Consider the following 13,033-nt stretch of genomic DNA (forward strand, 5'->3'; position numbering starts at 1 on the left):
ACCCGCGTTCGGCCGGCACCACCATGGCTATCGAAGACGTGACATTGCGTTACGGCGACGCCAACGGCGTGCTGGCGCTGGACGATGTGTCGCTGAAGGTGGCCAGGAACGAATTCTGCGTCATCGTCGGCCCTTCGGGATGCGGCAAATCCAGCCTGCTCTATCTCGCCGCCGGCCTCAACGACGCGACCTCGGGCAGCATCAAGGTCGACGGCAGGGAAGTGATCGAGCCCGGCCCCGACAGGGGCATGGTGTTCCAGAGCTATACCTTGTTTCCCTGGCTGACGGTGCGCGCCAACATCGAATACGGGCCGAAGCGCAAGGGTCTGCCGGCGGAGCGGCGCAAGCAGATCGTCGACCAGTATCTCAACGAGGTCGGCCTTATGCCCTTTGCCGACCACTACCCCGCCCAGCTCTCGGGCGGCATGAAGCAGCGCGTGGCGATCGCGCGCGCCCTCGCCAACGACCCGGCCGTCCTGTTGATGGACGAGCCCTTCGGCGCTCTCGACAGCCAGACGCGCGGCACCATGCAGAAGCTGCTCTTGCGCGTCTGGGAGCGGCAGCAGAAGACAGTCCTCTTCGTCACCCACGACATCGACGAGGCGCTGGTGCTCGGCGATCGCGTCCTGGTGATGACCGCCCGGCCCGGCAAGATCAAGGCCGAGATCAAGGTCGACATCCCCCGGCCGCGCTCGATGGACGTGATCCTCGAGCCCGACTTCATCGCGCTCAAGCGCCGCATCCTCGGCCTGCTGCACGACGAGATCGACGAGGATCACTGAGAGCAATTCCAGGAAAAGTGTGAAACGGTTAGGCTCGGCGCCTTCGCCGTTGCCTCCGTCCGGAATTGCGTAAAAACAAGAGATGAGCAGTTCGGCGTTTCCGTGAAACGGTGAACTGCTCCAAGAGCAAATAATTGGGCAGTTCAGCGAAATGCCGAACTGCCCGATCTCGAGGGCGAGGCGATCTTTACCGTTCGCCGTTATGCACCCCCACCGAGGATCATCTCCGAAGCCTTCTCTCCGATCATCATGCTTGGCGCGTTCGTGTTGCCGCCGATCAGCTTCGGCATGACCGAAGCATCCGCAACCCGCAGCCCGTCCACGCCGCGCACCTTCAGCGTCGCCGGGTCGACGACGGCCATCGCGTCCGTTCCCATCTTGCAGGTTCCAACCGGGTGATAGACGGTCAGCGCCTCGGCGCGCAGATAGGCGAGGATCTCGTCGTCGCTGCGGACATCCTTGCCCGGAAGCATCTCCTTGCCGCGCACCTCATCGAACTCGGATGCCGCAAGGATCCGGCGCGCGATCTTGATGCCTTCGACCAGCACCATCGCGTCCTCCTCATCGGCGAAGAAACGATGGTCGATGAGGACGTCACGGCGGGAACTGTCCCGTGACAGCCTGATCTCGCCGACGCTTTTCGGCCGTAGCACGCAGGTGTGGATCGCGTAGCCGTGGCCGTATTCGATCAACCTGCCGCGGTGGCTGCGATAGCCGGGCACGAAGTGGAACTGAATGTCGGGTAGGCCGTTCGCGTGCCTTGTCTTCGCAAAGCCGCCGGCTTCGACATAGTTGGTGGTGAGCATGCCCTTCCGGCGCGCGAAATACTGGAAGGGCGCGGCGGCGATACGGGGCAGGTTGGCAAGCGACAGGCCGAGCGTCCTGGTGCTGCTGGAGCGCACGGTGATCATGCCGTCGACATGGTCTTGCAGGTTCTTGCCGACGCCCGGCAGGTCGAGAACCGGCGCGATGCCGATCTGCTGCAGCTCGGCCGCGGGCCCGATGCCGGACGCCATCAGGATCTTGGGCGAGTTGATGGCGCCGGCCGAAAGCACGATCTCGCGCTTTGCGGCGAGCAGTTTTTGCTGGTCCTCATGCCGCACGCGCAGTCCGGTCGCGCGCCCCCCGGCGATGACAAGGTCGATCACCTCGCATTCGCTGAGCAGCGTCAGGTTCTTGCGGTCGAGCACGGGACGCATGAAGGCGCTGAAACTGCTGAAGCGCTGTCCCCGTTCCTGCGTGACGTTGTAGATGCCGACGCCGAACTGGCTCTCGGCGTTGAAGTCGGTGTTGGCGGGCAAGCCGACATTTTTCCCGGCCTTGACGAACATGGCCGAAAGCACGTTCGGATCGCGCGGCTTGTCGACAAGCAGCTCGCCGTCGGTGCCGTGATAGCGCGTATCCTGGCCGATCAGATTGCGCTCCAGCTTCCTGAACACGGGCAGCACGTCGCGATAAGCCCAGCCGGCGCAGCCGAGCGCAGCCCACTCGTCATAGTCTTCGGCCGCGCCGCGAATATAGACCATCGAGTTGATCGAGCTCGATCCGCCGAGCGCCTTGCCGCGATTGACCGGAATGCTGCGGTTGTTGAGATGGGGCTGCGGCACGCCGACGAAACAATAGTCGTAGTTCGGGTTGCCGTAGAGCGACAGGATGCCTGCCGGCACTTTGACCCGCAGGCTGTTGTCGCTGCCGCCGGCCTCTATCAGGCACACTCGGACCGACGGATCGGCGCTCAGCCGATTGGCCACCACGCAACCGGCTGAACCCGCGCCGACGACGATGTAGTCAAATTCCGGCATGCCAACCCCTAAGGTGCGGTTTTAAGTTGCGGGCTCTTCCCAGACCGATTTCCCGCCGACGATCGTTTTCAGCACCTTGATATCCGCGATCTTGTCTGGCTCGACCCTCAGCGGATCTTCGGAAAGGACGACGAAATCGGCGAGTTTTCCCGTCGCCAAACTGCCCTCATCGGTTTCGCGGTGGGCGGCAAAAGCCGCGCCCAGCGTGTAAGCGTTGAGCGCCTGTGCGACGGTGATCCTCTGCTCCGGGACCCAACCATCTTTCGGCTGGTGGTCCAGACTTTGGCGCAGCACCGCGTTGCGTATGCCGACGAGCGGATTGAGATCGACGATCGGCCAATCGGTTCCGAACGCGACAGCGCCGACGGCCTCCAGGATGGAGCGGACAGGAAAGGCTCGCGACAAGGATTTGGAGCCAACGCGTACCTCCCAAAGCCCCTCCATCCCGAGCCACTGGTCGCGTGGATAGATCATGGCCGGTTGAAAGCTGGCTATCGCGCCTATCCGGCCAAAACGCTCGATGTCGTGCGCAGTCGGTATTTCGCAATGCTCCACCCGTGGCCGGCACCGCCTTGAGCGTTCTCCGTCCGCGGCATATGCGTCGAGCGCCATTTCGATGGCTCCGGTGCCGATCGCGTGTGTCCAGACTTGAAATCCTTCCTGCTGGGCACGGCTGACAGCGGCGTTGTAGGCCGATGCCTCCCACAGGCATGTTCCGGTTTCTCCCGGCTTGTCGGCATAGCCCTGAGGCATGAAGCCGGTGTGGGATTCCAGGACGCCGTCCAGGAAGAATTTGATGACTCGCCCGTCCAGAAAGGCGGGATCAAGCTCGTTCCTCCAGCCGGATACGCGCGCGATCACGTCGCCGAGGTTCGAATCCGGATTGACAATGCTCGAGAGCGTGAATCTCAGGCTCAACTCGCCGTTCGCGAATATCTCCGCCAGCACGGGGACTGCTTCGTCATCCATTCCTGCGCTTTGGACCCGCGACAATCCCAGGCGGTTTGCTTCCTTGATGGCACGGAGCAGCGCCGCTCGCATGTCGGATTTCGAAGACTGCGGGACCAGAGTTTCAAGCTGGGACCACGCTCTCTCCTTCAACCACCCGGTCGGCTCACCGCTCGCGTCTCTTACGATCTCGCCGCCTTCAGGATCCGGCGTGTCGCGTGTGATGCCGGCAAGTTCCAGCGCCTTGCTGTTCACCCAGGCCGCGTGAGCCATGCCGGAGCGGAAGAAGACGGGGCGATCGGCAACAACTTGATCGAGAAGCGATTTGTGGAAGCCCCCTTCGGGGAGATCGGGATAGCCGTAACTGAATTCGCTGCCCACGATCCACGTGCGGTCGGGGTGAGCCTGCGAATAGGCTTTCAGCCGGGCAAGCACGTCGCCAAAGGTCTTTGCTTCCCGCAACTGCACTTCATTGAGATATTTGCTTCCCCAGGCAAAATGGACGTGAGAGTCGATGAAGGCCGGCATCGCGAACCGACCTTGAAGGTCGATGATTTCGGCGTCTGCGGAGGCTTGCGACCGGACGAAGGACCACGAGCCGACTGCTGCGATCCGGTCGCCGCGAACCAGCATGGCCTCTGCATGGGGGTTCGTCGCGTCGAGCGTATACAGCGCGCCGTTTGCGTAAAGGGTCTCCTGCGCCATTTCCCTCTCAGCGATCGTCGCTCTCATGCGGGTGACGGACGCAGGGAACCATCAAATCCGAGGCGGAAGAACTACTTTTTCTGGCACCCGTGCTTAGGGTTTGCCTAAGCCTCGTCGAGGTTCGCAGGTCGTTGCGCCGATCTTGATCGCGGGGAACTTCGCACCCGCGCTGCGGACCGCTCCAGCGTTTAGGGATAAGCTAAGCACTGACACATGAAATCATAATTTTCGTCCTTCCGGCCCGTAACTTAAAAGCACTCCATCACAGCGGCGAAAGCCCTATCGAGAGCTACAAAGAGGCGTGGATATGTCGATTGAGAAGGTAGACACGCTTGTCGTCGGCGGCGGCCAGGCCGGGGTGGCTATGAGCGAGCACCTGAGCAAGTGCGGCGTGCCTCATCTGGTCCTCGAACGCGGCCGGATTGCCGAGCGCTGGCGCTCGCAGCGATGGGACTCCCTGGTTGCCAACGGCCCGGCCTGGCATGACCGGTTCCCGGGCATGGAGTTTCCTGTGACGGGCCCCGATGGCTTTCCCTCCAAGGAGGAGGTTGCCGACTATTTCGTCGCCTACGCAAAGCAGATCAACGCGCCGATCCGCTGCGGCGTGGAGGTCAAGCTTGTGCAGAGAAATGTCGGTCGACCCGGATTCCGCGTCGAGACGTCGGACGGCGTGATCGAGGCCAACAGCGTCGTCGCCGCGACCGGCCCTTTCCAGGTGCCCGTCATCCCGCCGGTTGTCCCCAAGGACGCAGGCATCCTGCAAATCCATTCCAGCGGGTACCGCAACCCCGCGCAGCTGCCGAAAGGCGCGGTGCTGGTGGTCGGCGCGGGATCCTCGGGCGTGCAGATCGCCGATGAGCTGCAGCGCGCCGGCAGGCGCGTCTACCTCTCGGTCGGTCCGCATGATCGCCCGCCGCGGGCCTATCGCGGGCGCGACTTCTGCTGGTGGCTGGGCGTCCTTGGCAAATGGGATCTCGAAACCCCAGGGCCCGGCACGGAACACGTCACGATCGCGGTCAGCGGCGCGCGCGGCGGCGAGACGATCGATTTCCGTCGTCTGGCCGCGCAGGGGCTTACGCTCGTCGGCATGACAAAGACCTACCAGGACGGCGTCATGACCTTCGCGCCCGATCTTGCGAAAAACATTGCCAGCGGTGACGCCAGCCTGATGTCGCTGCTGGACGAAGCCGACGCTTACGTCGCGCGCAACGGTCTCGACCTTCCCGAAGAGCCCTCCGCCCGCCGGATCGACCCGGATCCGGAATGCGTGATCAATCCGATCCTTGAGCTCGATCTGGCCGCGGCCGGGATAGCGGCGATCGTCTGGGCGACGGGCTTTGCCGTCGACTATAGCTGGCTGAAAGTCGATGCTTTCGACGAGAAGGGCCGCCTGAGGCACCACCGCGGCGTCTCGATGGAGCCCGGGATCTATTTCCTGGGTCTGCCCTGGCAGTCGCGAAGAGGGTCGAGCTTCATCTGGGGCGTCTGGCATGACGCCAAGCATGTGGCCGACCGCATTTCGACGCAGCGAAAATATCTGGCCTACCACGCCGCCGCGCAACGCGAGCCGGTGGACGCCTGACCAGAGCCGACCACAGCAGCGAGCCCGACCTGACGGAGACCAAGATGGCGCATACGCGAATTCGCAAATTCAACACCAAGGACACCTATCCCGAGCAGAAGCTCGACAACGATCTCTGCCAGGCGGTCGTCACGCGCGGCGGCCGCACCGTCTATCTGCGCGGCCAGTGCCCGCAGGATCTCGACACGGCGAAGAACATCGACAGTCACGATCCGGTCGAGCAGACCCACAAGGTCATGCAGAACATCAAGCAGCTCATCGAGGAGTGCGGCGGCACGATGGAGCATCTGGTGAAGGTGGTGGTCTACCTCACAGACGTCCGCCATCGCGAAGCCGTCTACCGGACGATGGGCGAGTACATCAAGGGCGTCCATCCGGTTTCGACCGGCGTGGTCGTGTCGGCCCTGGCGCGGCCGGAATGGCTGGTCGAGATCGACGGCACCGCCGTCATTCCGGACTGATCGCCATGACCTTCTCCATTGTCGCGCGCTGCCGGCGCACGGGCATGTTCGGAGTGGCGGTGTCCTCGTCGTCTCCGGCGGTCGCAGCCCGCTGCGCCTACGCGCAGGCCGGTGTCGGCGCGGTCGCCAGTCAGAACGTCACTGACCCGACGCTCGGGCCGCGGGCATTGGAGCTGATGGCGCGCGGTGCCTCGGCTGGCGAAACCGTCGCGATCCTGAAGCGCACGGCCGCCTTCAGCGAATACCGGCAGGTCCTGGCGGTCGACGCGGCCGGCGGCAGCGCAATCCATTCCGGACCGAAGGCGCTCGGCATCTGGGCCGAGGCGCGCGGCGAGGACGTCGCCTGCGGCGGCAACCTGCTGGCCAACGACGGCGTCCCGCAAGCTATGGTCGATGCTTTCCTCGCCTCCGAGGGAGATCTTGGCGACCGGCTGATCGCGACCATGCGCGCCGCGCTTCGTGCCGGCGGGGAGGCAGGGCCTGTCCGCTCCGCCGGCATGAAGCTGGTGCGCGACGTCTCCTGGCCCGTCGCCGATCTGCGCTGCGACTGGACCGAGGATTGTCCGATCGAGCAGCTGGCAAGGCTGTGGGAGATCTACAAGCCTCAGCTCGACGCCTACGTCACCCGCGCCCTCAACCCGTCCGATGCGCCGAGCTACGGCGTTCCCGGTGACGAATAGCCTCGAGAGTGCGGAGCCAGCATGAGCGAACTCAGCCATAAGGAATGGGTCGGCAAGGTGTCCGCGATCCGCTTTCGCGACAAGGCTTTCATCGACGGCAAGCCGGTGCCCGCGCGCTCCGGCCGGACTTTCGCCAGCATCAATCCGGCCACGGGGGCGACGCTTGCCGAGGTCGCCTCCTGCGGGGAAGAGGACATCGACCTTGCCGCCGCCGCAGCACGACGCAGCTTTGAGGCTGGCGTCTGGTCGCGAACGAGCCCTCAGCATCGCAAGGAAGTGCTGCTGCGGCTGGCGGAACTGCTGCGCGAGAACCTGCAGGAGCTCGCGCTCTTGGAATCGCTGGACATGGGCAAGCTGGTCAAGGACGCCGCCACCATCGACGTGCCGGGCTCGGCGGCGATTTTCCAGTGGTACGCCGAAGCGATCGACAAGGTCTATGACGAGGTGGCGCCGACGGGCCAGGGCGATCTCGCGCTGGTGCGGCGCGAGCCGCTCGGGGTGGTGGGTGCCGTGGTGCCATGGAATTTCCCGCTCGACATGGCGACCTGGAAATGCGCGCCGGCGCTGGCGGCGGGCAATTCGGTGGTGCTGAAACCGGCCGAGCAGTCGCCCTTCTCGGCGCTCAGGCTGGCCGAACTCGCCATGGAAGCCGGGCTGCCGGCCGGCGTGCTCAATGTCGTGCCCGGCCTCGGCGAGACGGCCGGCCAGGCGCTTGGCCGCCACATGGATGTCGATTGCCTCGCCTTCACCGGATCGACCGCTGTCGGCAAGATGTTCCTGCAGTATTCCGGCCAGTCGAACATGAAGCAGGTCTGGCTGGAGACCGGCGGCAAGAGCCCCAACCTGGTGTTCGCGGATTGCGCCGACCTCGACGCGGCGGCCGACATGGCGGCCTTCGGCATCTTCTTCAACCAGGGCCAGGTGTGTTCTGCCAATTCCAGGCTTCTGGTGGAGCGCGGCATCAAGGATGCGCTGGTCGAGAAGCTGGCGGAGCGGGCGGCGGCGACCCAGCCCGGCGACCCGCTCAACCCGGCATCCAGGATGGGCGCAATGGTGGACGCCCGGCACGCTGCGACCGTCATGCGTTTCATCGACGGCGGCAAGAAGTCGGCCCGGCTGGTGACCGGCGGCGGCCGGGTCTCCGTCGACGGGCGAGGCAGTTTTGTCCAGCCCACGATCTTCGACAATGTCTCGCCGGACGATCCGCTTGCCCGCGACGAGATATTCGGTCCGGTACTGTCCGTCATCGCCTTCGACACCGAGGACGAGGCGCTTCGAATTGCCAACGACAGTATTTACGGCCTGGCTGCATCGCTGTGGACCGACAGTCTGTCGCGCGCTCACCGCATCGCGGAGCGGCTTCGGGTCGGCACGGTGTCGGTGAACACCGTCGATGCGCTGAGCCCGATGACGCCCTTCGGCGGCTTCAAGCAGTCCGGCTTCGGGCGCGACCTGTCCCTGCATGCGCTCGACAAATACGCCGCGCTGAAGACCACCTGGATCAAGTACTGAGGAGCGGCCACGACTTGATCACCAGGTGCAAACCGGCAACATAGAACCATGCCGCTCCGCTTCACGCTCAGACAACTCGAGTACTTCGTCGCCGTCGGCGAAGCGGGTTCGATCGCCAAGGCGGCCGAGCAGGTGAACGTCTCGCCGCCGTCGATTTCGGCCTCGATCGCCCAGCTCGAAGCGGAGTTCGGCGTCCAGCTCTTCGTGCGCAAGCACTCGCATGCGCTGGCGCTGACCGCGGGCGGGCGCCTCTTCCTCAAGGAAGCCGCGCGCCTGCTCAACGACGCGGACGCGCTTCACGACATTGCCGGCGATATCGCCGAGAAGGTGCGCGGACCGCTGGCGATCGGCTGCCTGCTCACTTTTGCGCAGATCGTGCTGCCGGCCCTGCGCCGGAAATTCGAGGATGCCTATCCGGACGTACGCGTCAGGCAGTTCGAGCGCAACCAGGGGCAATTGTTCGAGATGCTTCAGCGCGGCGAGATAGACGCCGCGCTGACTTACGATATCGAGCTGTCGCAGGACATGACCTTCGAGCCTCTGATGCAGTTGCCGGCCTATGTGATGCTGCCGGCCGCGCATCGCCTTGCGACAAGGGCCGGCATCACGCCCGAGGAACTGGTCGACGAGCCGATGGTGCTGCTCGATTTGCCCTATAGCCGCGAATATTTCCTCTCGGCTTTCCAGCCCAAGGGACTGCGGCCCAAGATCGCCGAGCGCACCGGCGACATCGCCGTGATGCGCTCGATGGTCGCCAATGGCTTCGGCTACGGCATCGCCAATATGCGGCCGCTCAACACCATGTCGCCGGACGGCAAGTTGCTGGTCTTTGTGCCCTTGCTGGGCGATCTGAGGCCGCTGACCATGGGAATTGCGCTGCCGAACGCCGAGCACCGCACGCTGACGGTGCAGGCCTTCATCGACCACTGCCGCCGCTTCGTGGTCGAGCAAGGCGTCTTCGGCACCGAGCGCATCGTCAAATGAGCAAGGTCACGGCCAGCCGTCGGTAAGCCGCGACAGCAGTCTGTCCAGCATCTCGTCGCAACGCTGCAGCTGTTCGATGCTGACAAATTCGTCCGGCTTGTGCCCCTGCGCCATCGAACCCGGCCCGCAGACGACGGCAGGCGTGCCGAGATCGCGGCTGAACAATCCGCCTTCCGTGCCGAACGCAACCTTCATGGTGTCATTGGCGCCGGTCAGCGATTTGACGAAAGCCACCGCTTCCGAAGTGGCCGGGGTGTCGAGGCCCGGATAGGTGTTGGTGATTTCGATATCGATTGCGGCTTCGGGGGCGATCGAAGCGGCGTCGGCGGCAATGCGCGCCGCGGCAATGCTCAGCCTGTCGAGAATGTCGGCGGCATCGTCCGCGGCAACGTTGCGGATCTCGAAATCGACCTCGCAGAGATTGGGTACGATGTTGAGCGCCACGCCGGCATTGATCTTGCCGACATGCACGGTCGTGTAGGGAATGTCGTAATCGCCGTCGCGTGCGCCGTCGCGGGCCAGTCTTTCCTGCTCGTCGCGCAAGGCCCGCACGAAATCGCAGCCGAGATGGATGGCATTGAGTGCCAGCGGAGCGAGCGCCGAATGGCCTTCCCGTCCCCTGCAGATGGCGCGCGCCGCAAGCTTGCCCTTGTGTCCGGTCGCCACTTGCATGCTGGTCGGCTCGCCGACGACACACAGCAGCGGGCGGTGCGGCGCAGCGCCCAGCATTTCGATCAGGTCGCGCACGCCGAGACATCCGACCTCCTCGTCGTAGGAGAGCGCAAGATGCAAGGGCGTGCGAAGCGCCATCTTCGAGGCCTTGAGGCAGGCCGCGAGCGCTGAGGCGACGAAACCCTTCATGTCCGCCGCGCCGCGCCCATAAAGCTTGCCGTCGCGCTCGGTCATTTCGAACGGCGGCAGCGTCCAGTTCTGGCCGTCGACGGGAACGACGTCGGTGTGGCCGGACAGCATGATGCCGGGCCTGTCGGCCGGTCCGATCGTGGCGAAGAGATCGGCCTTATGCCCGTCCGCGCTGTGGATGATCTGGCAGGTGATGCCGCTTGTTTCGAGCAGGGCCGCCGCATAGCCGATGAGGTCGAGGTTCGAGTCGCGGCTCACCGTCGGGAAGGCGATCAGCCGCTCGAGAATCCTGATGCTGTCCATGTCTCTGTCCCGTTACCGCTTACCGGCTGTCTACACCGTGCGGGGACCTCGCTGAAGTCGCATTTGGCTCAGCCCCGGTTCATCGCAGGCTAATCCGCGTAGTTAGGCGCGTCCTAATCCGCGCAGAAGAAATCCGTAGTTTTCCTGCGCCGGCGCCAACTTATGAGTAGTCTCCAGATCAGGATAACGTTTCGTTGAATCGTCATCCTGATCTAACTCTTTGTTGGAGCATGATCTTTTCCGAAAACCGGTTCCCACTTTTCGGGATCATGCTCAAGGGCAGCGGCAGCGCCAGCCGACAGGAAGGAATTACATGCGCGACCCACGCTACGATATTCTGTTCGAGCCGATGAAGATCGGTCCGGTGACCGCCAAGAACCGCTTCTATCAGGTTCCCCATTGCAACGGTGGCGGCTATCGCGATCCCTCGGCAGCGGCCGAGATGCGGCGCATGAAGTCCGAAGGCGGATGGGGCGTCATCTTCACCGAGCAGACGGAGATGCATCACACCTCCGAGATCACGCCCTTCATCGAGCTCAGGCTATGGGACGACGCCGACATTCCGGCTTTAGCCAAGATGGCCAGGGCCATGCACGAATATGGCGCGCTGGCCGGCGTCCAGCTCGCCTATTCCGGCATCAACGGCCCCAACCTCTACACCAAGGAGGTCCCGCGCGGGCCGTCGGCTTTGCCGATCCGCACCTTCACCAACGATCCGGTGCAGGCGCGCGCCATGGACAAGCAGGATATTCGCGACCTGCGCCGCTGGCACCGCAATGCCTTCAAGCGCGCGAAGCAGGCGGGTTTCGACCTGGTGTGCCTCTATGGCGCGCATGGCTTCGGCATCATCCAGCATTTCCTGTCGACGGCCACCAACCAGCGCAGCGACGAATATGGCGGCTCGCTGGAAAACCGCTCGCGGCTGATGCGCGAGCTGATCGAGGAAGGGCGCGACGCGATCGGCGACACCTGCGGCCTGACGCTCAGGCTGTCGCTGGACGAGATGATCGGCGAGCTTGGCTTCGCCAACTCAGAAGTCCGCGACATGATCGAGATGCATGCCGACCTGCCCGATCTGTGGGATCTCGCCCACGGCGCCTGGGAGGATTGCTCGGGGCCGTCGCGCTTCAAGGAAGAGGCGGCGCAGGAGAGCCTCGTCTCCGGCATCAAGAAGCTGACCTCGAAGCCGGTCGTCGGCGTCGGCCGCTTCACCTCGCCCGACGTGATGGTGAGGATGATCAAGTCGGGCACGCTCGACTTCATCGGCTGCGCCCGCCCATCGATCGCCGATCCCTTCCTGCCCAAGAAGGTCGAGGAGGGCCGCATCGAGGACATCCGCGAATGCATCGGCTGCAACATCTGCATCACCGGCGACATGACCATGTCGATCTCGCGCTGCACGCAGAACCCGACCTTCATGGAGGAATGGCGCAAGGGCTGGCATCCGGAGCGCATGCAGACCAAGGGCGACAGCGACAGCGTGCTGATCGTCGGCGCCGGGCCCGCCGGACTGGAGGCCGCCCGCGCGCTCGGCCTGCGCGGCTATCAGGTGGCCATCGCGGAAGCGGGCGTGGAGCTCGGCGGGCGCGTGGCGCGCGAAAGCCTTCTTCCTGGCCTGTCGGCCTGGGGCCGTGTGCGCGACTACCGGCAGTATCAGCTCAGCCAGATGCCGAATGTCGACATCTATTTCGAAAGCCGGCTCTCGGCGGATGACATCCTGTCCTTCGGCTTCCAGAACGTCGCCATGGCCACCGGATCGACCTGGCGTCGCGACGGCGTCGCGCGTGCCCATGTCGTGCCGATGCCGATCGATCCCGCCATGCCGGTCTACACGCCGGACGATCTGATGGATGGCAAGGTGCCGGGCGGCAATGTCGTGCTGTTCGACGACGACCACTATTACATGGGCGGCGTGCTTGCCGAGCTGATGGCGCGCCGGGGTGCGAAGGTGACCTTGGTGACCCCGTCGGCCTATGTCTCGGACTGGACCCGCAACACGCTGGAGCAGGGCGCCATCCACCGCCGCCTGGTGGAACTGGGAGTGGATATCGTCCTCAACAGGACGGTCGCGAGTATCGCTTCAGGCGGCGTCGTCACGGCCTGCGTCTATACCGGCGCGCGCCACGAGCTGACCGCCGACGCGGTCGTCCTGGTCACGTCGCGCAATCAGGACGACGCCGTTTGGCGCGAGCTCAAAACCCGGGAAAACGAGTGGGCCGGCAACGGCATCCGTTCGGTCAAGGTCATCGGCGACGCCGAAGCGCCGGGACCCATCGCCTGGGCAACCTATGCCGGCCACCGCTTCGCCCGCGAGCTGGACGAGCCCGATATCGGCGACGCTTTGCCGTTCCGGCGGGAAGTGGCGGCGCTGGCGGTCGACTAGCGGTGGAGGAAAGCGTCCGCCGCTCCACGG

General features: G+C 64.5%; 10 protein-coding genes. 7 read left to right on the forward strand and 3 right to left on the reverse strand.

The genetic code is table 11. The features are described 5' to 3' along the window. Positions 1-23 precede the first annotated feature (23 nt). Entirely contained in the window at positions 24-782 is a 759-nt protein-coding gene (locus RFN30_RS00110; protein ID WP_320260935.1) for an ABC transporter ATP-binding protein, read from the forward strand. Positions 783-982: 200 nt separating this feature from the next. Here the strand turns inward: RFN30_RS00110 and RFN30_RS00115 are convergent, their stop codons facing one another. Continuing rightward, a complete protein-coding gene (locus RFN30_RS00115; RefSeq protein WP_320260110.1) occupies positions 983-2,584 on the reverse strand; it encodes a GMC family oxidoreductase in 1,602 nt (533 codons plus the stop codon). Between the two features lie 21 nt (positions 2,585-2,605). Then, a complete protein-coding gene (locus tag RFN30_RS00120; RefSeq protein ID WP_320260111.1) occupies positions 2,606-4,237 on the reverse strand; it encodes an amidohydrolase in 1,632 nt (543 codons plus the stop codon). 307 nt (positions 4,238-4,544) lie between these two features. Between RFN30_RS00120 and RFN30_RS00125 the strand changes: the two genes are divergently transcribed. From RFN30_RS00125 to RFN30_RS00145, 5 genes are read left to right on the forward strand one after another with little or no spacing between them, the layout of a single operon-like run. Further along, a complete protein-coding gene (locus RFN30_RS00125) occupies positions 4,545-5,819 on the forward strand; it encodes a flavin-containing monooxygenase (protein WP_320260112.1) in 1,275 nt (424 codons plus the stop codon). A 44-nt stretch (positions 5,820-5,863) separates the two neighbouring features. Beyond that, the gene (locus RFN30_RS00130) at positions 5,864-6,280 is read left to right on the forward strand and encodes a RidA family protein (RefSeq protein WP_320260113.1); all 417 of its coding nucleotides are present in this window, start codon (positions 5,864-5,866) and stop codon (positions 6,278-6,280) included. A 5-nt stretch (positions 6,281-6,285) separates the two neighbouring features. Then, entirely contained in the window at positions 6,286-6,960 is a 675-nt protein-coding gene (locus tag RFN30_RS00135; protein ID WP_320260114.1) for a DUF1028 domain-containing protein, read from the forward strand. A 21-nt stretch (positions 6,961-6,981) separates the two neighbouring features. Then, positions 6,982-8,472, forward strand: a complete 1,491-nt coding sequence (locus RFN30_RS00140; RefSeq protein ID WP_320260115.1) for an aldehyde dehydrogenase — start codon at positions 6,982-6,984, stop codon at positions 8,470-8,472. 48 nt (positions 8,473-8,520) lie between these two features. Next, the gene (locus tag RFN30_RS00145) at positions 8,521-9,456 is read left to right on the forward strand and encodes a LysR family transcriptional regulator (RefSeq protein WP_320260116.1); all 936 of its coding nucleotides are present in this window, start codon (positions 8,521-8,523) and stop codon (positions 9,454-9,456) included. Between the two features lie 6 nt (positions 9,457-9,462). On the opposite strand, the gene argE is transcribed toward RFN30_RS00145, so the two are convergent. After that, the gene (gene argE, locus RFN30_RS00150) at positions 9,463-10,620 is read right to left on the reverse strand and encodes an acetylornithine deacetylase (RefSeq protein ID WP_320260117.1); all 1,158 of its coding nucleotides are present in this window, start codon (positions 10,618-10,620) and stop codon (positions 9,463-9,465) included. A 313-nt stretch (positions 10,621-10,933) separates the two neighbouring features. Between argE and RFN30_RS00155 the strand changes: the two genes are divergently transcribed. Further along, a complete protein-coding gene (locus RFN30_RS00155) occupies positions 10,934-13,003 on the forward strand; it encodes an oxidoreductase (protein ID WP_320260118.1) in 2,070 nt (689 codons plus the stop codon). Positions 13,004-13,033 lie beyond the last annotated feature (30 nt).

This window comes from Mesorhizobium dulcispinae (assembly GCF_033977345.1).
Taxonomy (GTDB): domain Bacteria; phylum Pseudomonadota; class Alphaproteobacteria; order Rhizobiales; family Rhizobiaceae; genus Mesorhizobium; species Mesorhizobium dulcispinae.